This window comes from Salipiger sp. D13 (assembly GCF_003703915.1).
GTDB classification, from domain to species: Bacteria; Pseudomonadota; Alphaproteobacteria; order Rhodobacterales; family Rhodobacteraceae; genus Salipiger; species Salipiger profundus.
In genome coordinates, this window is sequence record NZ_ML112590.1 from 211,008 (window position 1) to 237,645 (window position 26,638).

At 66.9% G+C, this 26,638-nt stretch carries 19 protein-coding genes; 13 read left to right on the forward strand and 6 right to left on the reverse strand.

All coding sequences use genetic code 11. From position 1 onward, the window contains the following. The first annotated feature begins 6 nt into the window (after nucleotides 1-6). From D6860_RS00970 to D6860_RS01015, 10 genes are all read left to right on the forward strand, one after another. Nucleotides 7-1,338: a GH1 family beta-glucosidase gene (locus D6860_RS00970; RefSeq protein ID WP_076624557.1), complete on the forward strand. Its 1,332-nt coding sequence runs from the start codon at nucleotides 7-9 to the stop codon at nucleotides 1,336-1,338. Continuing rightward, nucleotides 1,335-2,303 (forward strand): glucokinase, encoded by a 969-nt coding sequence (locus tag D6860_RS00975; RefSeq protein ID WP_017468268.1) that lies wholly within the window; start codon nucleotides 1,335-1,337, stop codon nucleotides 2,301-2,303. The genes D6860_RS00970 and D6860_RS00975 overlap by 4 nt, the downstream gene beginning before the upstream one ends. Nucleotides 2,304-2,408: 105 nt before the next feature. Then, a complete protein-coding gene (locus tag D6860_RS00980) occupies nucleotides 2,409-4,796 on the forward strand; it encodes a glycogen/starch/alpha-glucan phosphorylase (RefSeq protein WP_076624556.1) in 2,388 nt (795 codons plus the stop codon). 69 nt (nucleotides 4,797-4,865) lie between these two features. Then, nucleotides 4,866-7,049, forward strand: a complete 2,184-nt coding sequence (gene glgB / locus D6860_RS00985) for a 1,4-alpha-glucan branching protein GlgB (RefSeq protein WP_076624555.1) — start codon at nucleotides 4,866-4,868, stop codon at nucleotides 7,047-7,049. Nucleotides 7,050-7,126: 77 nt separating this feature from the next. Then, nucleotides 7,127-8,392 carry a glucose-1-phosphate adenylyltransferase gene (gene glgC / locus D6860_RS00990; protein WP_076624554.1) on the forward strand — a complete coding sequence of 422 codons (1,266 nt, stop codon included), beginning with the start codon at nucleotides 7,127-7,129 and terminating at the stop codon, nucleotides 8,390-8,392. Then, the gene (gene glgA / locus D6860_RS00995; protein WP_076624553.1) at nucleotides 8,389-9,801 is read left to right on the forward strand and encodes a glycogen synthase GlgA; all 1,413 of its coding nucleotides are present in this window, start codon (nucleotides 8,389-8,391) and stop codon (nucleotides 9,799-9,801) included. The genes glgC and glgA overlap by 4 nt, the downstream gene beginning before the upstream one ends. After that, entirely contained in the window at nucleotides 9,798-11,858 is a 2,061-nt protein-coding gene (glgX, locus tag D6860_RS01000; RefSeq protein ID WP_076624552.1) for a glycogen debranching protein GlgX, read from the forward strand. Before glgA ends, glgX begins: the two co-directional genes overlap by 4 nt. Beyond that, complete coding sequence (malQ, locus tag D6860_RS01005) at nucleotides 11,855-13,714, forward strand: 4-alpha-glucanotransferase (protein ID WP_076624551.1); 1,860 nt, start codon at nucleotides 11,855-11,857, stop codon at nucleotides 13,712-13,714. The genes glgX and malQ overlap by 4 nt, the downstream gene beginning before the upstream one ends. Before the next feature lie 12 nt (nucleotides 13,715-13,726). After that, nucleotides 13,727-15,361, forward strand: coding sequence for an alpha-D-glucose phosphate-specific phosphoglucomutase (locus D6860_RS01010; protein ID WP_076624550.1), 1,635 nt, complete (start codon nucleotides 13,727-13,729; stop codon nucleotides 15,359-15,361). Between the two features lie 4 nt (nucleotides 15,362-15,365). Further along, complete coding sequence (locus D6860_RS01015) at nucleotides 15,366-16,250, forward strand: DMT family transporter (protein WP_076624549.1); 885 nt, start codon at nucleotides 15,366-15,368, stop codon at nucleotides 16,248-16,250. 199 nt (nucleotides 16,251-16,449) lie between these two features. Here the strand turns inward: D6860_RS01015 and D6860_RS01020 are convergent, their stop codons facing one another. Next, nucleotides 16,450-17,598, reverse strand: a complete 1,149-nt coding sequence (locus D6860_RS01020; protein WP_076624548.1) for a mechanosensitive ion channel family protein — start codon at nucleotides 17,596-17,598, stop codon at nucleotides 16,450-16,452. A 225-nt stretch (nucleotides 17,599-17,823) separates the two neighbouring features. Here D6860_RS01020 and eno point away from each other — a divergent pair, with 225 nt between their 5' ends. Further along, a complete protein-coding gene (eno, locus tag D6860_RS01025; RefSeq protein WP_076624547.1) occupies nucleotides 17,824-19,098 on the forward strand; it encodes a phosphopyruvate hydratase in 1,275 nt (424 codons plus the stop codon). A gap of 276 nt (nucleotides 19,099-19,374) precedes the next feature. On the opposite strand, the gene D6860_RS01030 is transcribed toward eno, so the two are convergent. Both D6860_RS01030 and D6860_RS01035 read right to left on the reverse strand, forming a co-directional pair. Beyond that, the gene (locus D6860_RS01030) at nucleotides 19,375-19,776 is read right to left on the reverse strand and encodes a cell division protein ZapA (protein WP_076624546.1); all 402 of its coding nucleotides are present in this window, start codon (nucleotides 19,774-19,776) and stop codon (nucleotides 19,375-19,377) included. After that, on the reverse strand, nucleotides 19,773-20,357 hold the full coding sequence (locus D6860_RS01035; protein WP_308420238.1) for a hypothetical protein: 585 nt from the start codon (nucleotides 20,355-20,357) through the stop codon (nucleotides 19,773-19,775). The genes D6860_RS01030 and D6860_RS01035 overlap by 4 nt, the downstream gene beginning before the upstream one ends. A 253-nt stretch (nucleotides 20,358-20,610) precedes the next feature. On the opposite strand from D6860_RS01035, the gene tkt reads away from it, so the two are divergent. After that, nucleotides 20,611-22,629: a transketolase gene (gene tkt, locus D6860_RS01040; RefSeq protein ID WP_076624545.1), complete on the forward strand. Its 2,019-nt coding sequence runs from the start codon at nucleotides 20,611-20,613 to the stop codon at nucleotides 22,627-22,629. A 115-nt stretch (nucleotides 22,630-22,744) separates the two neighbouring features. Here the strand turns inward: tkt and D6860_RS01045 are convergent, their stop codons facing one another. Next, nucleotides 22,745-23,713 carry a DUF808 domain-containing protein gene (locus D6860_RS01045; protein WP_017467254.1) on the reverse strand — a complete coding sequence of 323 codons (969 nt, stop codon included), beginning with the start codon at nucleotides 23,711-23,713 and terminating at the stop codon, nucleotides 22,745-22,747. Nucleotides 23,714-23,975: 262 nt separating this feature from the next. Here D6860_RS01045 and gap point away from each other — a divergent pair, with 262 nt between their 5' ends. Then, the gene (gap, locus tag D6860_RS01050) at nucleotides 23,976-24,983 is read left to right on the forward strand and encodes a type I glyceraldehyde-3-phosphate dehydrogenase (protein ID WP_017467253.1); all 1,008 of its coding nucleotides are present in this window, start codon (nucleotides 23,976-23,978) and stop codon (nucleotides 24,981-24,983) included. Nucleotides 24,984-25,135: 152 nt separating this feature from the next. Here the strand turns inward: gap and D6860_RS01055 are convergent, their stop codons facing one another. Both D6860_RS01055 and D6860_RS01060 read right to left on the reverse strand, forming a co-directional pair. Next, nucleotides 25,136-26,344, reverse strand: coding sequence for a beta-ketoacyl-[acyl-carrier-protein] synthase family protein (locus tag D6860_RS01055; RefSeq protein WP_076624544.1), 1,209 nt, complete (start codon nucleotides 26,342-26,344; stop codon nucleotides 25,136-25,138). Beyond that, entirely contained in the window at nucleotides 26,341-26,601 is a 261-nt protein-coding gene (locus D6860_RS01060) for an acyl carrier protein (RefSeq protein ID WP_076624543.1), read from the reverse strand. Before D6860_RS01060 ends, D6860_RS01055 begins: the two co-directional genes overlap by 4 nt. Nucleotides 26,602-26,638: the final 37 nt, after the last annotated feature.

Below are 26,638 nucleotides of genomic sequence, written 5' to 3' on the forward strand. Positions count from 1 at the left end.
ATTCACATGCTCCTGTCACGCAAGGATTTTCCCGAAGATTTCATCTTCGGAACAGCCACCTCGAGCTACCAGATCGAAGGCCATTCCTTCGGCGGCGCCGGCCGCACCCACTGGGACGACTTCGCCGACACGCCCGGCAACGTCGTGCGCGCCGAGAACGGCGACATCGCCTGCGACCACTATCACCGCTACGCCGAGGATCTCGACCTCGTGGCGAACGCGGGCTTCGACGCCTACCGCTTCTCGATCTCCTGGGCCCGCGTGCTGCCCGAGGGGCGCGGTGCAGTGAATGCCGAAGGGCTCGACTTCTACGACCGGCTCGTCGACGCGATGCTCGAACGCGGGCTGTCCCCCTATGCCACGCTCTACCACTGGGAGTTGCCCTCGGCGCTCGCCGACCTCGGGGGCTGGCGCAACCGCGACATCGCGCAATGGTTCGGGGACTTCACCGAGGTCGCCATGAAACGGATCGGCGACCGCGTGGATACCGTCGCGCCGATCAACGAGCCGTGGTGCGTGGCATGGCTGTCGCATTTCCTCGGCGGGCAGGCGCCGGGCATCCGTGACATCCGCGCCGCCGCCCGGGCGATGCACCACGTGCTGCTTGCCCACGGCCGCGCGACCGAGGTCATGCGCGGGCTCGGGATGAATGGGCTCGGCGGGGTCTTCAACCTCGAATGGGCCCATCCCGCCGACGACAGCGAGGGTGCCCGCGCCGCGGCCGCCCGCTACGATGGTCTCTACAACCGCTGGTTCATGGGCGGCGTCTTTCGCGGCGAATACCCCGAGATCGTGCTCGAGGGGCTCGAGCCGCACCTGCCCGCGAACTGGCAGGACGACATGCCGCTCATCTCGCAGCCGCTCGACTGGTGCGGGATCAACTACTACACGCGCAAGGTGCTTGCCCCCGGCACGGGCCCGTGGCCCGCGATCGACGAGGTGCGCGGCATCCTGCCCAAGACCTACATGGACTGGGAAATCTACCCCGAGGGGCTGTTGCAGTTCCTCGAACGCACGGCGACCGAATACACCGGCGAGCTGCCGATCTACGTCACCGAGAACGGCATGGCCTCGCATGACGATCCGGTCGCCGGCGAGGTCGAGGACCCGCACCGCATCGCCTACATCGAATCCCATCTCGCCGAGGTGCGCCGCGCCATCGCCCGCGGTGTTCCGGTGAAGGGCTATTTCCTCTGGTCGCTGCTCGACAACTACGAATGGAGCTTCGGATACGACAAGCGCTTCGGGCTTGTTCATGTCGATTTCGACACGCTTGCGCGCACGCCGAAAGCCTCCTACCACGCTCTCCAACAAGCGTTGACGGAGAGCAAGGCATGAGCAAGACGGTGGATGCGGTCCTGGCGGACATCGGCGGCACGAACACCCGCGTCGCCCTGGCGCGCGGGTCCAAGGTGCTCGAACATTCGGTGCGGCGCTACTCCAATGCCGACCATGCCGGCATCGGCGACGTGCTGCGCGACTACCTCAGGCGAGAGGACGTGGCCCCCCGCGCCGCCTGCGTCGCGATGGCGGGCCCGGTGCGCGACAGCGCCGGCTGGCTCACCAACCTCGCGTGGGAGGTCAATCGCGAGATCCTGCACGAGGCCACCGGCGCCGAGACGCTGGCAGTGCTCAACGACCTGCAGGCGCAGGGCCATGCGCTCGGCCACATCTCCAAGGACAACCTCACCGAGATCCTGCCCGGGCTCGAGGCCAGCCCGCAGGCCGCGCGGCTCGTGGTTGGCGTCGGCACGGGCATGAACGCAGCCCCAGTCTACCGGCTCGGTGACCGGACACTGGTTCCGCCGTCCGAAGCTGGCCATGCGACGATGGCGCTGCGCTCGGACGACGAGCTGCGGCTCTTCCAGTACGTCTCGCGCAAGCATGACGGTGCCGGGGTCGAACATTTCCTTTCGGGCCGCGGGTTCGAGCGGATCTGGAACTGGCTCTGCGACGAGGACGGCATCGAGGATCCCCGCGACGCTGCCGAGATCATGCAGCTCATGGAAGAAGGTCATGATCGCGCGGCCAACACCGTGGAGATGTTCTCCCGCCTGCTTGGCCGGGTCTGCGGCGACCTGGCACTGATCACCCTGCCCTTCGGCGGCATCTACCTGATCGGTGGCGTCGCCCGGCATTTCGGCCCGCACCTTCTGAACTGCGGCTTCCGCGAGGGCTTCCGCGACAAGGGCCGCTTCAGCGTGTTCATGGACCAGTTCCCGGTTCATCTTGTCACCGACGACTACGCGGCGCTTACCGGTTGTGCGTGTCACTTAACCGAACAGTCGCAAATCCCGGGGTAGACCACCCCCGCTATTGCCTTTTGACCCGAGGGAATGTTGATAGCCGTAACACGCGGGGCCAGCGCGCCCCGGGTGACCGGACACCTATCGAGCGAGAAAAAAGTCATGATCCAGATGAAAACACCGCCTCTTCGCGACGCCATTCTGCGCCATCTGACCTACTCCTTCGGCAAGGATCCGGAGCATGCCATTCTCGAGGACTGGCGCATGGCGCTGTCCTACGCCGTTCGCGACCGGATCGTCGACGCGTGGTTCAAGGCGACCGGCACGACCTATGACACCGGCGCGAAGCGCGTTTACTACCTGTCGATGGAGTTCCTGATCGGGCGCCTGCTCGAGGACGGTATCGTCAACCTCGAGCTGGTGGACGAGGCGAAATCCGCGCTGGCTGAATTCTCGAAGGACTACCACGAGGTGCTCGCCGACGAACCCGACGCGGCGCTGGGCAACGGCGGACTGGGCAGGCTTGCCGCCTGCTTCCTCGAAAGCTTGTCGACCATCGGCTGCCCCGCGCACGGCTACGGCATCCGCTATGAACACGGCCTGTTCCGGCAGAGCTTCGTCGACGGCCGGCAGATCGAGCAGCCCGAGCTCTGGCTTAGCCAGCGCCACGCGTGGGAATTTGAACGCCCCGAGGTGCGCTACCGCATCGGCTTCGGCGGCCATGTGACCAATCACGGCGAGACGGTGCGCTGGCATCCCGCCGAAGAGGTCGAGGCCGAGGCATTCGACACGCCGATCGTCGGCTGGAAGGGCCGCTGGGCCAATACGCTGCGGCTCTGGTCCGGCCGGGCGATCCACCCGTTCGACCTCGACGCCTTCAATCACGGCGATTACGCCCGTGCGGCCGCGCCGGAGGCGCTGGCGCGGACGATCAGCCGCGTGCTTTACCCCGACGATACCACGGAGCAGGGCAAGGAGCTGCGGCTCAAGCAGGAATACTTCCTCACCGGGGCCGCGCTGCGCGACATCCTGCGCCGCTTCGACAACCAGTTCGGAGACATCCGCAAGCTGCCCGAGAAGGTGGCGATCCAGCTCAACGACACCCACCCGGCGATCGCCGGCCCCGAGCTGGTGCGCATCCTGCACGACGAGCGCGGCCTGCCCTTCGATGACGCGGTCGAGATCGCGCGCGGGACGCTGTCCTACACCAACCACACGCTGCTGCCCGAGGCGCTGGAAAGCTGGGACGAGTCTCTCTTCGGCCGGCTTCTGCCGCGCCACATCCAGCTGATCGACCAGATCGACTACACCCACGCCCAGAAGAACCCGAGCCGCACGCAGTCGATGCGCGCCGACCACCAGGTCAAGATGGGCCAGCTGTCCTTCGTGATGGCGCACCACGTGAACGGCGTCTCGGCGCTGCACACCGAGCTGATGAAGACCACCGTCTTCGAGGAGCTGCACCGCCTGCACCCCGACCGCATCGTCAACGAGACGAACGGCGTCACGCCGCGCCGCTGGCTGCTGGCCTGCAACCCCGCCCTCGCAGGGCTCATCACCGAGTCCATCGGCGAGAGCTGGGTGGACGACCTCGAGCAGCTCGAGCGGCTCGAGCCGCACATCCAGGACAGCGCGTGGCTCGACCGCTACGCGCAGGTGAAGCGCGAGAACAAGGTCGAGCTGTCGAACTGGATGGGCCAGACCTACGGGCTGCACGCCGATCCCGATATGCTCTTCGACGTGCAGATCAAGCGGATGCACGAGTACAAGCGCCAGCACCTCAACATCCTCGAGGCGATTGCCCACTGGCAGGAGATCCGCGAGAACCCCGATGCCGGCTGGACGCCGCGTCTCAAGCTTTTCGCCGGCAAGGCCGCGCCGGGCTACTTCTTCGCCAAGGACATCATCCGGCTCATCAACGACGCCGCCACGGTGATCAACGCCGACCCGGTGACCAACAAGTATCTCAAGATTGCCTTCCTGCCGAACTACAACGTGACGCTGGCCGAGCGGCTCGTTCCTGCAGCGGACCTTTCCGAGCAGATCTCCACCGCCGGCAAGGAAGCCTCGGGCACCGGCAACATGAAGTTCGCGCTGAACGGTGCGCCCACCGTCGGTACGCTCGACGGGGCCAACGTCGAGATCCGCGAACACGTCGGCGCCGAGAACTTCTTCCTCTTCGGCATGACAGCCGAGGAAGTCATGGAGCGCCGCACGGTCGAATCCCACGCCCGCAAGGCCATCGAGGCCGACCCGCGCCTTGCCGCCGCGCTCAAGGCCGTGCGCGAGGGCCGCTTCTCGCCCTCCGAGCCCGACCGCTACCGCGGCATCGCCGACAACCTCGAAGGCGCCGACTACTTCCTCGTATGCTCGGACTTCACCGACTACTGGCGCGCACAGCGCGAGGTGGACGCGGCCTTCAAGGACACGCAGGGCTGGGCCCGCATGGCAGCGTTCAACACCGCCCGCTCGGGATGGTTCTCGTCGGACCGCACGATCCGCGGCTACATGCACGATATCTGGAACGCCAAGAGCCTCTTGCAAGGCTGATTTGCCGGTACGGCAATACCTTCGACGTCGGCCATTGCAGACGGCGTCGAAGGCACTAAAGTCCAAGGCATGACAGATGCAAAGCACCCCACCGCTTCGGACTTTCAACGCCTGATCCAAGGGCATCACGACGATCCATTCGCGCTGCTGGGGCCGCATTTCGCGGATGACACCCAGTATGTGACCGCCTTCGATCCCGGCGCGCACCAGATGTGGGCCGTGATCGACGGCACGAGCCATCCGCTCGACCCGGTGCAGGATGCGCCGGGCGTGTTTCGCGGCAAGGTTCCGGGCGATGCGCCGTATCACCTCAAGGGGGCCGCGCAGGGCAGCGAGTGGGAGTTCGAGGACGCCTACCGGTTCGGACCGGTGCTGGGCGAGGTTGACGAATACCTGCTGGGCGAAGGCCGTCACCACCGCATGTGGGAAGCGCTCGGCGCCCATATCCGCGAGCACGAGGGCTGCTGGGGCACGCAGTTCGCCGTCTGGGCCCCGAACGCGCAGCGGGTCTCGGTGGTGGGCGAGTTCAACTGGTGGAACGGGCTGCGCCACAGCATGCGCCGCCGTGGCGCCACCGGCGTGTGGGAAATCTTCATCCCGAATGTTACCGACGGCGCGATCTACCGCTACGAGATCGTCGGCCCCGACGGCACCATCCAGCCGCTCAAGGCCGACCCGGTCGGCTTCGGGTCCGAGCATCCGCCCGCCAACGCCTCGATCGTGCGCGACATCACCGGCTACGGCTGGTCCGACGACGCATGGATGACCACCCGCGCCGAGGCCCAGAAGCGCGAGGCCCCGATCTCGGTCTACGAGGTGCACCTGCCCTCGTGGCGCCGCAAGAACGACAACCGGCCGATCTCCTACATCGAGGCGGCGCAGGAGCTGGTCGAGTACGTGACCGAGATGGGGTTCACCCACATCGAGCTTCTGCCGATCAGCGAATACCCCTTCGACGGTTCCTGGGGCTACCAGCCGGTGGGTCTGTTTGCGCCGACGATCCGCTGTGGCCTGCCGCATGAATTCCGCGACCTGGTGAACGCGGCGCACCGCGCCGGTCTCGGCATCATCCTCGACTGGGTGCCGGGTCACTTCCCCACCGACCCGCACGGGCTGGGCAAGTTCGACGGCACCGCGCTCTACGAGCACGCCGACCCGCGCGAAGGTTTCCACCGCGACTGGAACACGCTGATCTACAACTACGGCCGCGCCGAGGTTGCCAACTTCCTGACCGCCAACGCGCTCTACTGGCTCGAAGAATACCACGCCGACGGTCTGCGCGTGGATGCGGTCGCCTCGATGCTCTACCGCGACTACTCGCGCAATCCCGGCGAGTGGGTGCCGAACAAGGACGGCGGCCGCGAGAACTACGAGGCCATAGACCTGCTGCGCCGCGTCAACACGGAGTCCTACGGCGAGAACCCGGGCATCATGACGGTGGCCGAGGAAAGCACCGCCTATCCCGGCGTCTCGCAGCCGGTGGACCAGGGCGGGCTCGGCTTCGGCTTCAAGTGGAACATGGGGTGGATGAACGACACCCTCGAATACATGAAGACCGACCCGCTCTACCGCACCCATCATCACCACAAGATGACCTTCGGGCTGGTCTACGCCTTCTCCGAGAACTTCATCCTGCCGATCAGCCACGACGAGGTGGTGCACGGCAAGGGCTCGATGCTGGGCAAGATGCCCGGCAACGAGTGGGAGAAGTTCGCCAACCTCCGGGCCTACTACGGCTTCATGTGGGGCCATCCGGGCAAGAAGCTGCTGTTCATGGGCCAGGAGCTCGCACAACGTTCCGAATGGAACCACGACGCGCAGGTCGACTGGGACTGCCTGTCGAACCCGCAGCACGCGGGCATGCAGGCGCTGGTGCGCGATCTCAACACGCTCTACCGCGACACGCCGGCGCTTTACGCACGAGACTGCTTCGAGAGCGGCTTCGAGTGGATCATCGGCGACGACCAGACCAACTCGGTCTTCGCGTGGATCCGCCACGGCAACGACGGCGACCCGGACGTTGTGGTGATCTGCAACATGACACCGCAGGAACACGGCTCGTATCGCGTGGGCATGCCCGCCAAGGGCCGCTGGCGCGAGGCGCTCAACAGCGATTCCGAACTCTACGGCGGCGGCAACCGCGGCAACTACGGGGGGGTCGATGCGAAGGACGGCACGCACCATGGCCAGCCCGCCTATGCCGACGTGACGCTGCCACCGCTCTCGGCCATCTACCTGGTGCACGAGGGCTGACAAGACAGACGGGGCCACATCACGGGGACCGCCGCAGCGAGGGGTGCGGCCCCCCAGCATGACGAGGAGGATGAGAGATGCCTTGGAGACAACAGCGCCTTGCCGGACGGAGCATGGCCTTCGTCCTGGCCGGCGGGCGCGGCTCACGCCTGCACGAACTGACCAACAGCCGGGTAAAACCGGCGGTCTACTTCGGCGGCAAAACCCGGATCATCGACTTCGCGCTGTCGAACGCGCTGAACTCGGGCATCCGCAAGATTGCGCTCGCCACGCAATACAAGGCCCACAGCCTGATCCGCCACTGCCAGCGCGGCTGGAACTTCTTCCGCTCCGAGCGCAACGAGTTCCTCGACATCCTGCCCGCCTCGCAGCGGGTCACTGAGGGGATGTGGTATCGCGGCACGGTCGACGCGGTGGCGCAGAACATCGACATCATCGACAGCTACGACATCGACTACATCGTCATTCTCGCCGGCGATCACATCTACAAGATGGACTACGAGGCGATGATCGCCCAGCACGTCGAGACGAATGCCGACGTGACCGTGGGCTGCCTGACGGTGGATCGTGGCGAGGCCAGCGCCTTCGGTTGCATGGCGGTCGACGGCAAGGACCGGATCACTTCGTTCCTAGAGAAGCCCGCCGACCCGCCGGGTCTTCCGGACGATCCGCAGAAGACGCTCGTGTCGATGGGCATCTACGTCTTCACATGGGAATTCCTCCGCGAGCGGCTGCTCGAGGATCTCGACAACGAGGCATCGAGCCACGACTTCGGCAACGACATGATCCCCGAGATCGTCGAAAAGGGCACCGCGCAGGCGCATCGCTTCGAGGACAGCTGCGTGCGCACCCGGCCCGATGCACCGGCCTACTGGCGTGACGTGGGCACGATCGACGCCTTCTGGAAGGCAAACATCGACCTTACCGATTTCACCCCGGATCTCGATCTGTGGGACCGAGACTGGCCGATCTGGACCTACTCCGAGCTGCTGCCGCCCGCCAAGTTCATCCACGACGAGGAAGACCGGCGTGGCTCGGCGGTAAGCTCGCTGGTCACCGGGGGGTGCATCGTCTCGGGCACGGAAATCCGCGAGTCGCTGCTGTCAACCATGTGTCACACCAACTCCTATGCCTCGCTCAACCGCGTGGTGGCGCTGCCCTATGTCAACGTGGCACGACACGCGCGGCTTAAAAACGTCGTCATAAACCGTGGTGTACACATCCCCGAGGGGCTCGTCGTGGGCGAGGACCCGGAAGAAGACGCCCGGTGGTTCCGCGTCAGCCCCGGTGGCGTGACGCTCATCACCCAGCGGATGCTGGACCGGAGGGAAGCCGAGAAATGACCCGTGTGCTGTCCGTCGCCTCGGAATGCGTGCCGCTGATCAAGACCGGGGGGCTGGCCGACGTGGCCGGCGCCCTGCCGGGGGCACTGGCGGCACAGGGCGTCGAGATGCGCACCCTCGTGCCCGGCTATCGCCCGGTGATGCAGGCGGTCGGCCGGCGCCGCAAGGTGGCGGAATGGGACAACCTCTTCGGAGGCTTCGCACGGGTCTATCGCGGCGCGCTCGGCGACCAGGTGCTCTACGCGCTGGACGCGCCGCATCTCTTCGACCGCGATGCCGGACCCTACCTCGATGGCCACGGTCGCGACTGGGATGACAACGCCGAACGCTTCGCCGCCCTCTCCAGCGCCGCGGCCATGATCTGCGCCGAGGGGATCGAGGGGTGGATGCCACAGGTCATGCATTGCCACGACTGGCAGTCCGGCTGGGCACCGCTCTACCTCCGCGAGCTGGGCGCCAGCGATCGCGTCGCCTCGCTGATGACGATCCACAACATCGCCTTCCAAGGCATTTCGCCGCCAGAGATGATCTCGACGCTCGGCCTGCCGCACTCGGAATTCACCGAGAACGGATACGAGTTCTACAACAATATCAGCGCCCTGAAGGCCGGTCTTGTCTACTCGGACAAGCTCGGCACAGTGTCGCCGACCTACGCTTCGGAACTCATGACCGAAGAGTTCGGCATGGGGCTCGACGGCGTGCTGCGCGCCCGGCAGGAAGATCTCGTCGGCATCCTGAACGGCATCGACGAGGCGATTTGGACACCGCCCTACAAGACCCCGGCCGGCAAGGCCAAGCACCGCGCCGCGCTGCGCGACGAGATGGGCCTGCCCGACTGGCCCGGCCCGGTCTGCGTGGTGGTCTCGCGCCTGACCGAGCAGAAGGGTCTCGACATCCTCCTGCAGGCGCTGCCGGCACTTCTGGATCGGGGTGGCCAACTCGTCCTGCTCGGTTCGGGCAACCGCGAACTTGAGCGGGCGTTCCTCGACTATCGCGAGGCGCACCCGGGCGTCGCGGTCACCATCGGCTACGACGAGGCGCTCGCACGCCGCATGATCGCGGGCGGCGATGCCATTCTGGTGCCGTCCCGCTTCGAGCCCTGCGGGCTCACGCAACTTTACGGGCTGCGTCACGGGACGCTCCCGCTGGTTGCGCTCACGGGCGGGTTGGCCGATACGGTCATCAACGCATCGCCTGCTGGATTGGCAGCCGGTGCCGCGACCGGGCTCCAGTTCCACCCCGTGACCGCGCAGGCTCTTGCGCAATCGCTGATGAAGCTGGTCAAACTCTACGAAGATCAGACCACCTGGAAGAAGATGATGAAGAACGCCATGGCCGCACCCGTCGGCTGGGATCAATCCGCCGCCGCCTACGCGGCGCTCTACGCCGAGATGGTCAAGGCTGAATGAGCGACCCTGTCATTTTGGCCGGAAACCCCGCAGAGCTCGGGGCCTCTTTCGATGGCGACGGGGTCAACTTCGCCGTCTTCTCTGAGAATGCCGAAGCCCTCGATCTATGCCTCTTCGACGAGAACGGGACCGAAACCGCACGGCTGCCGCTGCCCGAGCGTGACGGCGACATCTGGTATGGCCGCGTGCCGGGGCTCACCCCCGGTCAGCACTACGGCTTTCGAGCTCACGGTGCCTTTGCGCCGAAGGACGGCCACCGCTTCAACCCCGCGAAGCTGCTGCTCGACCCTTATGCGCGTCGGCTGACCGGCCATCCCACCTGGCATGACGCGCTCTATGGCGGCGCCGAGGCGCCCGACACGCGAGACAGCGCCCGATTCATGCCGAAATGCGTGGTCGAGGACCCGAGCTTCGACTGGGGCCAGCGTCACGCGGCACCGGGCACCCCCTTCGAGGAAAGCGTCATATACGAAGCGCACGTCAAGGGGCTCACCCAGCGCTTTCCCGGCGTGAAACACCCCGGCAGCTTTCTTGGCCTCGCCTCCGACCCGGTGATCGATCACCTTGTCGGGCTTGGCGTGACGGCGGTCGAGCTGTTGCCGGTGCATGCCTTCCTGAACGACCGTTTCCTGGTTCAAAAAGGGCTCGTAAACTACTGGGGATACCAGACTTTGGGCTTTTTCGCTCCAGAGCCGCGCTACCTTGGCCAAGGCGGTCTGTGGGAGTTCCAATACATGGTGGCCCGGCTGCATGCCGCCGGGATCGAGGTCATTCTCGACGTCGTCTACAACCACAGCTGCGAGGGCGACGGGAACGGGCCGACGCTGAGCTTTCGCGGGCTCGACAACCGCGCCTACTACCGGCTGCAGGACGACAAACGCCACTACGTGAACGACACCGGCACCGGCAACACGCTCGACCTCGAGCATCCGATGGTGCTGCGCATGGTGATGGACTCGCTGCGTTACTGGGCGACGACCATGGGGGTCGACGGCTTCCGCTTCGATCTCTGTGCCACGCTCGGGCGCGGCGCCACTGGCTTCGATAGTAATTCAGCGTTTTTCAAGGCCGTTCGCCAAGATCCTGTTCTTTCGAATAAAAAGCTCATCGCGGAACCCTGGGACATCGGTCCCGGAGGCTACCAGCTGGGTGGCTTTCCGCCGCCGTTCTCGGAGTGGAACGACAAGTATCGTGATGGCGTCCGGCGCTTCTGGCGCGGCGATCTTGGCCACGTCCCGGTTCTGGCGGATCGCATCACCGGGTCCGCCGGGCTTTTCGATCATTCCGGACGGCGCGCGACGTCGTCTGTCAACCTGCTGACCGCCCATGATGGTTTCACGCTCGCCGACACCGTCTCCTACGTCGAGCGTCACAACGAAGCCAACGGCGAGGACAATCGCGACGGCCACGGCGAGAACTACTCGGACAACTTCGGTGTCGAGGGTCCGACCGATGACGAGGCCATCAACGCCGCGCGCGCCCGGCGCCGTCGCAACATGATGGCGACACTGTTGCTCAGCCAGGGCACTCCGATGATCCTCGGCGGCGACGAGATCGGCAATTCGCAATCGGGCAACAACAACGCCTACGCGCAGGACAACGAGATCGGCTGGATCGACTGGGACTCCGCCGACGAGGAATTCCTTGCCTTCACCCGCTGGCTGATCGGCTTCCGAAAGGCGCATCCGATCCTGCGCCAGAAGCGTTTCCTGCATTCGCAGCCGCGCAAGGTCGACGGTGTGCCCGACCTTTTCTGGTGGCGCCCGGACGGCACCGAGATGACCCGGGCCGACTGGACCAATGGGCACCTCAGCGTGCTCTGCGCCGAATTTCGCATGGCCAGCGGCACGCCGCGCTATGCGCAGCGCGAAGAGGCGATCTACCTTGCCTTCAATGCCGGAGAGGCGGTGCAGATCACGCTGCCCCCGATCTCCGAGGGGTTTCGTTGGGTGCGCCATGTCGACACCGCGAGCCCCGAACTGGCCGCCGAGCCCGTCGGACCGGAACTCACCCTGGCGGAGAACTCCGTCGTCGCGCTCGTCGAGGAGCCTGCATGACCGACCCGACCCTTCACGAACGCGCCCTGAAAGCCGGAATCATCCCTGAATTCAAGGACCTGTTCGGCGAAACTCAAGTGGCATCGGACGAGACCAAGGCGGCGCTTCTTGCCGCGATGGGCCTTGGCGACGGTGACGCTCCGGAAGCCGATCCGGCGCTGCCCCGCTACCACGTCTGCGAGGCCGACCAGCCCTGCGGCATGAACCTTCCGCAGAGCTGGCGCATCCGCTGCGAGGACGGCACCGAGCTCGAGGGGCGCGGCGCGCTGCCGGCGCTGCCGCTTGGCCGACACCTGCTCGAAGCCGACGGCGCGCGCTGCTGGCTTCTGTCCGCGCCGGCGCGCCTGCCGCTGCCGCGCCCGATGTGGGGCCTCATGGCGCCGCTTGCCTGCCTGCGTCCGCCGTCACAGGGCGGTCTTGGCAGTTACGACGATCTTGCCGCGCTCGCCGAGGGGCTTGGCTCGCAGGGCGCCGCCTTTCTCGGCGTGAACCCTATCCATGCGGGCTTTCCGACCAATCCCGGCGGCTTCAGCCCCTACACGCCCTCGCACCGCCGGCGGTTCTCGCCCTTCTACCTGCCGACCGCGGCGCAGGCCGACGATCCGGGCCCGGTGCTGAACCTGCCCGAGGAAATCCCGGCCCGGATGCACGCGCTCGAGGAAGAATACCGCGTCGCCCCGCCCGGCGATGCCTTCGACCGCTACCTTGCCCACGAGGGCGAGGCGCTCCAGTCCTTCGCCATCTACGAAGCGCTGGCCGAGAAGTTCGGCGCCTACTGGGACAGCTGGCCCGAGGAATACCACGATCCGAAAGGCGCGGCCGTTCGCACGGCGGCGCACGAGATGGCCGACCGCGTGCGCTTCCACGCCTGGCTGCAATACAAGGCCGAGGGCGCCCTGTCCGAAACCCAGTCGCGCGCCCGCGCCGCCGGCATGGACCTCGGGCTCTACCTCGACCTTGCCGTGGGCACCCATCCGCACGGCGCCGAAACCTGGGAGGACCGGCAGAGCTTCGCCTTCGGCGCGAGCCTCGGGGCCCCGCCCGACGCCTTCGCGCCGCAGGGGCAGAACTGGCATCTCGCGCCCTTCAACCCCGTGCATCTCATCGACACCGGGTTCGAGGCCCTGGCGCTGACCCTGCGCCAGCAATTGCGGTTCTCGGGCGCGCTGCGCATCGACCACATCCTCGGCTTCGAGCGGGCCTACTGGGTGCCCGACGGCCATCCCGGCGCCTATGTCGCCATGCCGCGTGACGCGATGCTTGCCGTCGCCCGGATGGAGGCCGCCCGCGCCGACGCCGTCATCGTCGGTGAAGACCTCGGCGTGATCCCCGACGGGTTGCAGCAGGAACTGTCGCAGAGCGGCATCCTCGGCTGCCGGCTCACCTGCTTCGAGCACGCCGGCGACCCACCGTGGTACAAGGCCCCGCAGGAGTACACCGAGGGCGCCATCGCGAGCTTTTCCTCGCATGACCTTCCGACGTGGAAAGGCTGGCGCGAAGGCCGCGAGATCGTGCTGCGCCGCGATCTGGGCATCATCCCGCCCGAGCACGTGGACGGCATGCTCGGCTGGCGCGGCCGCGAGGTCGAGGGCATGGACGGGGCCACCAGCCCCTACCGCAACGGCTTTCCGCCCGAGGCGCCCGAGGCGATGGCCTCGCTGCTCGCCGTCACCGCCTCGCGCATGGTTGCCCTGCAGGTCGAGGACGTGCTTGGTCTCGAGGATCAGCCGAACCTGCCCGGGACCGTTTTCGAATACCCGAACTGGCGCCAGCGGCTCCCCGCCGGCGTCGGTGAAATCGCGCAATCCCAAGTGCTTGCAAACTGCGCCCACATCATGAAACGTGCCGGGCGATAGGAGACGACAGCCATGACCACCATTCGTACCATTCCCACCGAGCCGATCGAGGGCCAGAAGCCCGGCACCTCCGGCCTTCGCAAGAAGACCCCGGTCTTCCAGGGGCACCATTATCTCGAGAATTTCATTCAAAGCATCTGGAACGGCATCGGCGGCGTCGAGGGCAAGACCCTCGTACTCGGCGGTGACGGTCGCCATTTCAACAGCCAGGCGGCGCAGGTCGTGCTGCGGATGGCCGCCGCGGGCGGCGCCAAGAAGGTGATCGTCGGCAAGCGCGCCCTGCTGTCGACCCCCGCCGCTTCGAACCTCATCCGCAAGCGTGGCGCCGACGGCGGCATCATCCTGTCGGCCAGCCACAACCCCGGCGGCCCGAACGGCGACTTCGGGGTGAAATACAACACCGCCAACGGCGGCCCGGCGGCCGAAGGCGTGACCGGCAAGATCTTCGACGCGACCAAGGTCATTTCCGAATTCCACATCACCGAAAGCCACGACGTCGGCCTGCGCATGACCGACACCGTGACGCTGGGCGACATGGAGATCGAGATCGTCGACCCGGTCGGCGACTACGCCGCGCTGATGGCCGAACTCTTTGACTTCGACGCGATCCGCGCGCTGTTCCGGTCCGGCTTCCGGATGCGCTTCGACGCGATGCACGCGGTCACCGGACCCTACGCCTCGCGGATCCTCGAAGAGACGCTCGGCGCGTCGCCGGGCACCGTGATCAACGCGATCCCGCTTCCCGACTTCGGCGAGGGCCATCCCGACCCCAACCCGACCTGGGCCAAGACCCTCTGGGACGAGATGATGAGCGACAGCGGCCCCGATTTCGGCGCGGCCTCGGATGGCGACGGCGACCGCAACATGGTGGTCGGGCGCAAGTGCTACGTCTCGCCCTCCGACAGCCTCGCCGTTCTCGCCGCCAACGCGACGCTGGTGCCCGGCTACAGGGACGGGCTCAAGGGCGTCGCCCGCTCCATGCCGACCAGTCAGGCCGTCGACCGCGTCGCCGAGAAGCTCGGCATCGACTGCTACGAGACCCCCACCGGCTGGAAGTTCTTCGGCAACCTCCTCGACGCCGGCCGCGCCACGCTCTGTGGCGAGGAAAGCTTCGGCACCGGCTCCGACCACGTCCGCGAAAAGGACGGCCTCTGGGCGGTGCTGTTCTGGCTCAACATCCTTGCCGTCAAGAAATGTTCGGTCTCCGAGCTGATGGAAGAGCACTGGGCCACCTACGGCCGCAACTACTACTCGCGCCACGACTACGAGGCCGTCGACAGCGACGCCGCCAGCGGGCTCATGGACCACGTCCGGGGCCAGCTCGCGGATCTGCCCGGCAAGAGCTTCGGCCCGCTGACGGTGACCGGCGCCGACGAGTTCGCCTACGACGACCCGGTCGACGGCTCGCGCGCCGAGGGCCAAGGCCTGCGCGTGGGCTTCGAGGGCGGCGGCCGGCTGGTGTTGCGGCTGTCTGGCACCGGCACCGAGGGCGCGACCCTGCGGGTCTACCTCGAGAAGGTCGAGACCGACCCCGCGCAGTTCAGCCTCGATCCGCAGGACGCGCTCGCCGATGTCATTGCCGCTGCCGAGAGCATCGCCGGGATCAGGGAACGCACCGGACGCGACGCCCCCGACGTCATCACCTGACCTCGTGGACACGCTGCGCGCCATCCTGCTGATGGTCCTTTCCATGGCGTTGCTGGCTGCCAGCGACGCCTTTCTCAAGCTCGCCTCGCAGGTGGCACCGGTCGGTCAGGTCATGCTGATGCTGAGCACCGGTGCCACGCTGCTGTTCGTGCTGCTCGCGCGGCTGCGGGGCGTGTCGCTGACCCTCGCCGACGCCTTCGAGCGGCGGGTCATGCTGCGCAACCTCTGCGAGATGATCGGTGCGCTCGGCATGATCGTCGGGCTGTCGAAGATCCCGCTGTCGCTGATGGCGGCGATCATGCAGACCGCGCCGCTGGTGGTCACCCTCGGCGCCGCGCTCTTCCTGCGCGAGCCGGTGGGCTGGCGGCGCTGGCTCGCCATCACGCTCGGGCTCGCGGGAATGCTGATGGTCATCCGGCCCGGTGGGAGCGGCTTCAGCGGCTGGGAAATCTTCCCGGTCATCGGCGTCAGCGGTCTCGCGGCCCGTGACCTCGTGACCCGCGTGACCCCAGGGCGCATCCCCTCCATCGCGCTCTCGGCCTACGGCTTCGCCGCGGTCTTCCCGGTGGGCGCCGTCGTGCTGCTCGTCACTGGCGCCCAGATCACGACGCAGCCCGTCGTCTTCGCCCACATGGCCGGCGCAGTCGTTGTGACGGCGGCGGGATACCTCGCCGTCACCATGGCGATGCGCATGGCCCCGGTCTCCTCGGTGGCACCCTTCCGCTATACCCGCCTCGTCTTTACCACCGGGCTTGGCATGCTGGTTTTCGGCGAACGTCCCGACGGCTGGACGCTTGCCGGCGCCACGCTGATCCTCGGCGCGGGGCTCTACACGTTCCTGCGCGAACGCCGCCTCGCCCGGCAGGAAAGCGCCGTCCTGCGGCCCTGACCGTCCGTCCGCCTCCGGCGGGGATATTTATGGCCAGAAGAAGCACCGTCGCGTCCGCAGGCCGCGTCTGTCCGCACGCCGGCGCCACCCCTGGCCCTTCTCCGGTTATAAAAATACCCTCGGGGGTGAGCGCGCCGCAGGCGTGCGAGGGGGCAGAGCCCCCTCCCGACCGCACCGCAAAAGCGCCGCACCAGCCAGCTCACCGCCCGACGACACCGATCCCGTGCTGCGGCGCCACCCCGGCGCCATCGACCGAGACCGTCTCGCGGGTGCGCGGCAGCGCCTCGGGCATCTCGCGCTGTATCCAGGTGATGATCTCCTCGCGGATCTCGCAGCGCAGGTCGTAGGTGCGCGGCGCATTGCGGGCCGAGGCGAGGATGCGCACCTCCATCACCCGCTCGCGGAATTCGTTGACCTGAACGTGGCAGACGTTGCCGTCCCAGAGCTTCGAGGCGCGGCAGATCTCCTCGGTCTTGGTGCGCAGCCGCTTGATGTCGGCGCAATGGTCGAGGTAGAGCAGCACGCCCCCAATCAGCGACGAGCTGTCGCGCGTCCAGTTCTGGAACGGCTGCTCGATGAAGTAGCTCAGCGGCACCACCAGTCGGCGCCAGTCCCAGACCTTGATCACCACGTAGGTGCCGGTGATCTCCTCGACCCAGCCCCATTCGCCCTCGACGATCACCGCGTCGTCGATGCGGATCGGCTGCGTCACCGCAAGCTGGATACCGGCGATGAGATTCTTCAGTACCGGCTGGAAGGCGAAGCCCACGACGATACCGGCGGCGCCGCCCGCGGCAAGCAGCGACACGCCCCATTGCCGGACGCCGTCGAAGGTCATCAGGATCGCCGACACCGTCAGGATCACGATCAGCCAGCCCGCGAGCCGCACGAGGATCCGGCTCTGCGTGACGTGTTTGCGCGCGAGGAAATTATCCTCGGCGTCGAGAGTGAACTTGCGCAGGTGCACCGTTGTCCAGATGTGCAGCGCGGTGTGCAGCGCCCATGCGACCAGCACCATGAAGGCGATCAGCAGCCCATGCTGCGCGAGATCCCTGCCCTCGAAGCTCAGCGGCGCCACGGCGACGCCGATCGAGAGCGCCGCGACCACCAGCCCCAGCCGAAGCGGCCGGCGGGTCCGCGCCACGAGGCTGCGCCAGAAGAGATCGCGCTTCGCCACCATCCGGTTGAGGATGCCGAAGACCAGCCGGAAGATCGCGAGGCCCACGATGAAGGCCAGCGCCAGCACGAGCACCGGCATGGCCCAGTCCGGCAGGATCGGAACGAATTCTTCGATGCCCGAGGTGATCTCCTCGACCTGGGTCTCGAGCAGTTCCAGTTCTTCTTCCATCAACTCTCCCGTCCGGGCGCGCCTCCCCCCGCCCCGGGATTGTCCGTTGGTATCGCTCCCAAGATAGCTGCACCGCGGCATTTGGCAAAATTTTCGGGCCCCAGCCGTGAAAATGTTAGCGCAAGCGGCCCATGCAACAGGCTGTTAGCGCGAGCCGCGTTTACATTGTGCACGGGGCTGTTATAGCTCGCGTGACGAAAACTCTGGAGGCGAGGGACGGACCCCATGAGCACCATCATCGACATTCACGCCCGCGAGATCATCGACAGCCGTGGCAACCCCACCGTCGAGGTCGACGTCATCCTCGAAGACGGCTCCATTGGCCGCGCCGCGGTGCCCTCGGGGGCCTCGACCGGCGTCCACGAGGCGCACGAGCGCCGCGACGGTGACAAGTCGCGCTACATGGGCAAGGGCGTGCTCGAGGCCGTCGCATCGGTCAACGGCGAGATCGCCGAGACGCTGGTCGGCTTCGACGCCACCGAGCAGGAAGCCATCGACGGCACCATGATCGAGCTCGACGGCACCGGCAACAAGGGCCGTCTCGGGGCCAACGCCATCCTCGGCGTGTCGCTGGCCACCGCCAAGGCCGCGGCCGAGTTCTGCGGCCAACCGCTCTACCGCTACGTCGGCGGCACCTCGGCGCGCGTGCTGCCGGTCCCGATGATGAACATCATCAACGGCGGCGAGCATGCCGACAACCCGATCGACATCCAGGAATTCATGATCATGCCGGTGTCGGCGCCCAACATCCGCGACGCGGTGCGCATGGGCTCCGAGGTCTTCCACACGCTCAAGAAGGAGCTCTCGGCGGCGGGCATGTCCACCGGTCTCGGCGACGAGGGCGGCTTTGCCCCCGAGCTCGGCGGCACCCGCGAGGCGCTGGACTTCATCCTCAAGTCGATCGAGAAGGCCGGCTACAAGCCCGGCGAGGACATCTACCTCGCGCTCGACGCGGCCTCGACCGAGTACTTCAAGGACGGCAAGTACGAGATGAAGGGCGAAGGCCTGTCGCTGAGCTCGGCCGAGAACGTCGACTACCTTGCCAAGCTCTGTGCCGACTACCCGATCCTGTCGATCGAGGACGGCTGCGCCGAGGACGACTGGGAAGGCTGGCAGCTGCTGACCGAGAAGCTCGGCGGCTCGGTCCAGCTGGTGGGGGACGACCTCTTCGTGACCAACCCCGAGCGCCTCGCCATGGGCATCGAGAAGAACGTCGCGAACTCGATGCTGGTGAAGGTCAACCAGATCGGCTCGCTGTCCGAGACGCTCAAGGCCGTGGATATGGCGCACCGTGCCGGCTACACCAACGTGATGTCGCACCGCTCGGGCGAGACCGAGGATGCGACCATCGCCGACCTCGCCGTGGCCACCAACTGCGGCCAGATCAAGACCGGCTCGCTCGCGCGGTCGGACCGGCTGGCGAAATACAACCAGCTGATCCGCATCGAGGAGATGCTCGAGGACGTGGCCGAATACGCCGGCACCTCGATCCTGCGCTGAGACGGCGGCGGCACGGCAGCGGGCCCTTCGGGGGCCGCTCGTGTCGTGTCGCCCGGGTCCGACAGACGAAGGGCGCGCCCGATACCGGGCGCGCCCTTTCCTTGTTCTCGTGAGTCCGCTTCGTGGTGACCGGCCGTGGCGCGATGATGGCGGAGGCAGAAAGGGGGGCGCGGCCCCCTCGCGCGCCTGCGGCGCGCTCACCCCCGAGGGTATTTTCGAAGAGAAGAAGCGCCGGGCGTGGTGCTGTGCGCCCGGCGTCGCGCGAATTTGGCGCGGTCAGGAGGTGGCCTTGCCCTCGACCTCCTCGGCGACGGCCTCGGCGCGGGCGGCAAGCTCGGCGAGCGTGTCGGTGACGCTGCGCGGCACCACCGGGACCTCGACCTTTTCCGGGGCCGGCGCGGGGCGTTCGCGCAGTTCCCGCAGTTCGTCGGACATTTCGCCGAGCTTGTCCTCGGCGGCGCGCAGGCGGTCCTCGAGACCGGCGGTCTTGTCGGCGAGCATCAGACCCGCCATCAGCAGCATCCGCGACTCCGGCATTCGGCCGATCTGGTCGACGAGCACCTGCGCCTCGGTGTCGAGCATCCGGGCAGCGGTGAGCAGGTATTGTTCCTCGCCCTGCTGGCAGGCGACGTCGAATGTTCGGCCACCGACGGTGATCTGCACTTCCATCTGGCTCATTGCATGGTCTCCCCGCCAGTTGCCTGCTCCGTGCCGGCGGCCTGCGCCAGCGCGGGTTCGAGCGCGCCGAGGACGGCGCGGGCCTCGGCCTCCTCGACGGCGCGGGCGGCCCGCAGCGCCTCGAGCTCGGCGAGCATCGCCTGGTTCACGAGATGCGGCTCGCCGAGATTGTCCTGCAGCGCCGTGCGCAGCTGTTCGTTGGTCCGCACCAGCATGGTGTTCGCGGTGCGCAGACGCTGTAGCTCGCTGTCGAGCGTGGCCATGCCGTCGCGCTGCGCGGCGAGCTGGTCCTGCAGCGCGGGGTCCGGCGCGCCCTGCCCGTCCAGCCGCGCGTGCAGCTCGCGGACGCGCTCCTCGAGCTGGGCGTTGGCCATCTTCTCGTCGTCCAGCGCATCGGTGAGCCGGGCGATTTCCGCTGCTGCCTCTTCGGCGGCGCGCGCGGACTCGGGGTCGGGCTGCGGTTCGGGTTCCGGTGTCGGCTCGGGTGCCGGCGGCGCAGCGGAGACCCGCTCCACCCCCTGCGCGATACGGTCCAGCGCCCGCGTGATGCGCGACTGCAAGTCGTCGATCTGGCTCATCATGCCCTCTCTGATCTGCCTTCGGGGCCTGTCCCGCCGATGCACGAATCGGATTCGCCCCGTTTGACAACAGTTTATCAAGGGGAATTGGAAATTGCGCCCCGGTTGTTCCTAGCGCCTCCGTCGCGCCGTCACATGCGGCAGAGCCCCGCTGAAATGCCGCGGTAGCGGCCCCGATGGGAGCGCAAACGCTTGAACTTCGGACCCGTGCTGCTATTGACCCGGAGAACAGCACTGGGAGAGAGAGGACGCCCCCGTGGACATCACCGCCCTTCGTGAAGCACATCCCGACCACTGGATGCGCGCAGCCGCCATCCGCGCGCTGACGCTCGACGCCGTCGCCGCCGCCAACTCCGGCCACTCCGGCATGCCGATCGGCATGGCCGACGTCGCCACTGTCCTGTGGTCGAAGCACCTGAAGTTCGACGCCGCCAACCCGACCTGGCCGGACCGCGACCGGTTCATCCTGTCGGCGGGCCACGGCTCGATGCTGCTCTACTCGCTGCTCTACCTCTCGGGCGACCCGCAGATCACCCTCGACCAGGTGAAGAACTTCCGCCAGTGGGGCTCGCGCACCGCCGGTCACCCGGAGAACTTCCACGCCGACGCCATCGAGATGACCACCGGCCCGCTCGGCCAGGGCATCGCGCATTCGGTCGGCTTCGCCATGGCCGAGGAGATGCTGCGCGCCCGCTTCGGCAAGGGCGCGATGGATCACCACACCTATGTCATCGCCGGCGACGGCTGCCTCATGGAAGGCGTGAGCCAGGAAGCGGTGGCGCTCGCCGGCCGCTACGGGCTGGGCCGTCTCGTGGTGTTCTGGGACAACAACAACATCACCATCGACGGCGAGGTCTCGCTGTCGGACCGCACCGACCAGATCGGGCGCTTCAACGCGGCGGGCTGGCACGTTCAGGAAATCGACGGCCACGACCCCGAGGCCATCGACGCGGCGATCACCGCGGCGAAAGCGGTCAAGGACAAGCCGTCGATGATCGCCTGCAAGACCCACATCGCGCTGGGTCACGCGGCGCAGGACACCTCCAAGGGCCACGGCGCGCTGACCGACGCGGATCAGAACGCCACCGCCAAGGACGGCTGGGGCTGGAGCTACGGCCCGTTCGAGGTGCCGGCCGAGATCAAGAGCTGGTGGGAAGAAGTGGGCCACCGCGGTGCCGCCGAGCGCGAGGCCTGGGACGGCCGTCTTGCCGCGCTGTCCGAGCGCAAGCAGGCGGAATTCGCCCGTGTCTTCGCCGGCGAGGCGCCGAAGAAACTGTCGTCGGTGATCCGCGCGCTGAAGAAGCAGAACGCCGAGGCGCAGCCCAAGGTCGCGACCCGCAAGGCATCCGAGATGGTGCTCGAGGTGGTCAACCCGGTGATGCCCGAGACCGTGGGCGGCTCGGCCGACCTCACCGGCTCGAACAACACCAAGACCGCCGATCTCGGCGTGTTCGACACCGACAACCGCAAGGGGCGTTACGTCTACTGGGGCATCCGCGAGCATGGCATGGCCGCTGCGATGAACGGCATCGGCCTGCATGGCGGCCTGCGCCCCTACGGCGGCACCTTCATGGCCTTCACCGACTATGCCCGTCCGGCGATGCGCCTTGCGGCACTGCAGAAGACGCCCACCGTCTTCGTGATGACCCATGACAGCATCGGCCTCGGCGAGGACGGTCCGACCCACCAGCCGATCGAGCATCTCTCGATCTCGCGCGCAACGCCGAACACGCTGGTGTTCCGCCCCGCCGACATCATCGAGACCGCCGAGGCGTGGGAAATCGCGCTTAAGCAGACCGAGACGCCGTCGGTCCTGTCGCTGACCCGCCAGGGCCTGCCGACGCTGCGCACCCAGCACAAGACCAACAACCTGTCGGAGAAAGGCGCCTACGTGCTCGCCGACGCCGAGGGCAAGCGCCAGGTCATCCTCATGGCGACCGGCTCCGAGGTCTCGCTGGCGATGGCCGCGCGCGAGGCGCTGCAGGCGGAAGGCATCGGCACCCGGGTCGTCTCGATGCCCTGCTGGGAGCTGTTCGAGGCACAGGACGAGAGCTACCGTCGCAAGGTGCTGCCCGCCGGCCCCGTGCGCGTCGGCATCGAGGCTGCGAGCCGCTTCGGCTGGGACCGCTGGCTGCTGGGCGAACGCGGTCGCGAGGCCAAGGCCGGCTTCGTCGGCATGCACAGCTTCGGCGCGTCGGCTCCGGCCGAAGAACTGTTCGAGAAGTTCGGCATCACCGCCGAGGCGGTGGTCGAGAAGGCCAAGTCGCTGCTCTGAGCAGTTAGATCATGATGTAAGAAGAAAGCGCGCCGGTCATCCGGCGCGCTTTTCTCTTTTTCGAGGGTGGTGGTGGGTTGCGAACCACCCTACGGCGTTCGGCCCCGGCTTGCCGTCAGTGCTGTGCGCCAGCCTTGCCGAAGAGCGGCATCACCAGCTTGGTGACGACCGGCACGAGCACGAGTCCCCATGCGAGGCCGAGCACGAAGTCCATCGCGGCGGTCGCGATCCACAGCGCCGCGGCCTGCAGATCGGCGCCCACGCCGTGCGCCACGGCCTCGGCGTAGTGGTGGATGGTTTCTTCCGGCAGGGGCCATCCCATCTGCGCCAGCGAATGCACGATGATCGAGCCGCCGACCCAGAGCATCGCAGCGGTTCCCACGAACGCGAGCAGCTTCATCACCCAGGGCATGCCCTTGACGATGCCGCGTCCGACCGCCCGCGTGGCGCCGAGACGACCGACCTGGGTCAGCCAGAGCCCGACGTCGTCCATCTTCACGATGACCGCCACCGCGCCGTAGACCAGAGCGGTGATCCCGAGACCGACAAGGGCAAGCACGGCCGCCTGGATCCAGACCTCGGTCGCGTCAATGGTGGACAGCGCCAGAGTCATGATTTCGGCCGACAGGATGAAGTCTGTCTTGATCGCGCCCTTGACCTTCTTCTCTTCGAGGTGCGCCGGATCGCCAACGTCATGGCTGCCATCGGGCCCTCCGGAATGCTCGTCGTGCGGCATGAGGACATGCACGATCTTCTCCGCCCCCTCGAAACAGAGATAGGAGCCGCCGAGGATCAGCAACGGCGGCACCAGCCACGGCGCGAAGGCCGCCATGAGCAACGCGGCGGGCAGCAGGATGACGATCTTGTTGAACACCGAGCCCCGGGCGATGCGCCAGATGATCGGCAATTCCCGGGCCGGCTCGAAGCCCTGAACGTATTTCGGGGTCACCGCCGCGTCGTCCACGACCACCCCGACCGCCTTCGAGCCGGCCTTGGCCGCGTTGGCCGAGATGTCGTCGACCGAGGCCGCCGCGATCTTGGCGATGCCCGCCACGTCGTCGAGAAGCGCCAGAAGTCCGCTCATGTCCTGCTCCAAATCCAGTTCGAAGGAAGAGTAGCCGGGGGCGGTCCGGGTTCAAGCGGGACGACGGCCGCAGGCGGAGAAAGCCACCGCTTGCGCTGTTACCGCAACCCTGCGCGCGGCTCGGTCAAACGGCACGCAATTGTTAGCGCAATCTGAATATTTAACGCTAACATGCTGCAATAAATGCGTTTTTCGAGTTGGAAACTCGGCATACGTCCGTATACAGGCTGCGATTTCGGAGACATTGCAAGGAGACCCGCCCATGACCGTCACCGTCGGGATCAACGGCTTCGGCCGCATCGGCCGCTGCACGCTGGCCCATATCGCCGAGAGCGCGCGCAACGACGTGCAGGTGGTCAAGATCAACGCCACCGGTCCGATCGAGACCTCGGCGCACCTGCTGCGCTATGACAGCGTGCACGGGCGCTTCGGTGGCGAGGTGAAGGTGGTCAACGGCAACGCGCTGGATCTCGGACGTGGCCCCATCGACGTCATGTCGACCTACGAGATGGGCGAGCTCGACTGGACCGGCTGCGACGTGGTGCTCGAGTGTACCGGCAAGTTCAACGACGGCGACAAGGCGGTTCAGCACATCCACCAGGGAGCGAAGTCGGTGCTGATCTCGGCGCCCGCGAAGAACGTGCAGAAAACCATCGTCTACGGCGTGAACCACCGTGACCTCGGCGAGGGCGACGTGATGGTATCGAACGGCTCCTGCACCACCAACGGGCTCGCCCCGCTGGCCAAGGTACTGGACGAGGCCATCGGCATCGAGAGCGGCGTGATGACGACCATCCACAGCTACACCGGCGACCAGCCGACGCTCGACCGCCGCCACGACGACCTCTACCGCGCACGCGCGGCGGCGATGGCGATGATCCCCACCTCGACCGGCGCCGCGAAGGCCATCGGCGAGGTGCTCCCGAACCTCAAGGGCAAGCTCGACGGCTCAGCGCTTCGCGTGCCCACCCCGAACGTTTCAGCGGTTGACCTCACCTTCCAGGCAAGCAAGGATGTGACCGTAGATGACGTGAATGAAATCGTTCGTGAGGCTGCGGCAGGCCGCATGGGAATGGTCCTTGCCTATGATCCCGAGCCCAAGGTCTCGGTCGATTTCAATCACACGACCGCCAGCTCGATCTTCGCACCCGAACAGACGAAGGTGGTCGGCAAGCGTACCGTGCGCGTGCTCGCGTGGTATGACAACGAGTGGGGCTTCTCTGCCCGCATGGCCGATGTGGCCGGTGCAATGGGCCGCTTGCATCACTGATGTGAGTGCTGACGGGAACGCCTCAGAAAGGGGTGGCGGAGGGGAGACCGCCACCCTTTTTTAGCGCTCGGCGCCCTGCCCGCTCTTTTCGCAGAATATCCGCCCGACCGCCGCCGGTTGGCCCTCGTGCGTCGTCCGACGCGGCTGGAGCCTCAGGCCTTGCGCAGTGCCAGCACCGCGTTGAGGCCACCGAAGGCAAAGGCGTTCGAGAGCACGACCGAAACATCCGCCTCGCGCGCGGTGTTCGGCACCACGTCGAGCGCGCACTCCGGGTCCGGTTCCTCGTAACCGATGGTCGGAGCGATGACGCCGTCGCGCAGTGCCATGATGCAGGCCAGAAGTTCCACTGCGCCGGTGCCGCCGATGCAATGCCCGTGCATCGCCTTGGTCGACGAAATCATCACGCGGTCGGCCTGGCTGCCGAGCGCATCGGCCACGGCAGCGCATTCGGTCTTGTCATTGGCGGCGGTGCCCGTGCCATGAGCGTTGATGTAACCCACGTCCTCGGCGTCGATCCGGCCGTCGCGCAGCGCGCCGGTGATCGCCCGTGCCGCGCCCTGTTTCGAGGGCATCACGATGTCCGAGGCATCCGAGGTCATGGCGAACCCGACCACTTCGGCAAGAATGTCCGCGCCGCGCGCGCGGGCGTGGTCGTAGTCCTCGAAGACGTAGACGCCCGCCCCCTCGCCCTGCACCATGCCGTTGCGGTTGGCCGAGAATGGGCGGCAGGCATCGCGCGACATGACGCGCAGCCCTTCCCAGGCCTTCACGCCGCCGAAGCAGAGCATGGATTCCGACCCGCCCGTCAGCATCACCGGGCAGGCGCCCGAGCGGACCATCTGGAAGGCGAGCCCCATGGCATGGTTGGAGGACGCGCAGGCCGTCGCGACCGTGAAGGTGGGGCCGCGCAGGTTCATCTCCATGCTGACATGGCTTGCGGCGGCATTGTTCATCAGCTTCGGCACAACGAAGGGATGAACGCGGTTCTTTCCCTCTTCGTAGACCGAGCGGTAATTCTCGTCCTGCGTCGTGAGCCCGCCTCCGGAGGTGCCGAGCACCACGCCCGAGGCATCCCCGAGCTCGCCCTTGAACGACAGCCCCGACTGCGCCACCGCCTCGCGCGCGGCAAGCAGCGCGAACTGGGTAAAGCGGTCATACAGCGACATCTGCTGGCGGTTGAAGTAGGCCGTCGGATCGTAGCCCGTCACCTGCCCGCCGATCCGGATCGAGAGCCGTTCGACATCGCGGAACTCCAGCGGAGAGATGCCGCAGCGGCCCTCACGCATGGCCTCGAGCGTCGTCGGCACGTCCGGTCCCAGCGCGTTGATGGTGCCCGCGCCGGTGATGACGACCCGTTTCACGTCTTCTGCTCGGCGATCAGCTTTTCAATGCCGGCGACGATGGTCGCGACCGAGGAGATGTCGAAGTCGCTCTCGCCCGGCTCGTTCGCGTTGAACGGAACGGAGATGTCGAACTCTTCCTCGATGGCGAAGATGCTCTCGACAAGGCCGAGGCTGTCGATCCCCAGATCCTCCAGCGTGCTGTCCATCGTCACGTCCGACGGCTCCAGCATCGCCTGTTCGGCGATGATCGCGATGACCCGGTCCTTCACACTCATGGCGGCGCGCTCCCTCTTCGTCGCTGAGTCAGCGCCG

Excerpts from the sequence above, each read along its gene's own strand:
- glgB (WP_076624555.1), top strand. The coding sequence starts at position 4,866 with ATGACAGATGCAAAGCACCCCACCGCTTCGGACTTTCAACGCCTGATC.
- gap (WP_017467253.1), top strand. The coding sequence starts at position 23,976 with ATGACCGTCACCGTCGGGATCAACGGCTTCGGCCGCATCGGCCGCTGC.
- D6860_RS01030 (WP_076624546.1), bottom strand. The coding sequence starts at position 19,776 with ATGAGCCAGATGGAAGTGCAGATCACCGTCGGTGGCCGAACATTCGAC.
- D6860_RS00975 (WP_017468268.1), top strand. The coding sequence starts at position 1,335 with ATGAGCAAGACGGTGGATGCGGTCCTGGCGGACATCGGCGGCACGAAC.
- D6860_RS01035 (WP_308420238.1), bottom strand. The coding sequence starts at position 20,357 with ATGATGAGCCAGATCGACGACTTGCAGTCGCGCATCACGCGGGCGCTG.
- D6860_RS01045 (WP_017467254.1), bottom strand. The coding sequence starts at position 23,713 with ATGAGCGGACTTCTGGCGCTTCTCGACGACGTGGCGGGCATCGCCAAG.
- D6860_RS01060 (WP_076624543.1), bottom strand. The coding sequence starts at position 26,601 with ATGAGTGTGAAGGACCGGGTCATCGCGATCATCGCCGAACAGGCGATG.
- eno (WP_076624547.1), top strand. The coding sequence starts at position 17,824 with ATGAGCACCATCATCGACATTCACGCCCGCGAGATCATCGACAGCCGT.
- D6860_RS01010 (WP_076624550.1), top strand. The coding sequence starts at position 13,727 with ATGACCACCATTCGTACCATTCCCACCGAGCCGATCGAGGGCCAGAAG.
- D6860_RS01020 (WP_076624548.1), bottom strand. The coding sequence starts at position 17,598 with ATGGAAGAAGAACTGGAACTGCTCGAGACCCAGGTCGAGGAGATCACC.
- malQ (WP_076624551.1), top strand. The coding sequence starts at position 11,855 with ATGACCGACCCGACCCTTCACGAACGCGCCCTGAAAGCCGGAATCATC.
- glgC (WP_076624554.1), top strand. The coding sequence starts at position 7,127 with ATGCCTTGGAGACAACAGCGCCTTGCCGGACGGAGCATGGCCTTCGTC.
- D6860_RS00970 (WP_076624557.1), top strand. The coding sequence starts at position 7 with ATGCTCCTGTCACGCAAGGATTTTCCCGAAGATTTCATCTTCGGAACA.
- D6860_RS00980 (WP_076624556.1), top strand. The coding sequence starts at position 2,409 with ATGATCCAGATGAAAACACCGCCTCTTCGCGACGCCATTCTGCGCCAT.
- glgA (WP_076624553.1), top strand. The coding sequence starts at position 8,389 with ATGACCCGTGTGCTGTCCGTCGCCTCGGAATGCGTGCCGCTGATCAAG.
- glgX (WP_076624552.1), top strand. The coding sequence starts at position 9,798 with ATGAGCGACCCTGTCATTTTGGCCGGAAACCCCGCAGAGCTCGGGGCC.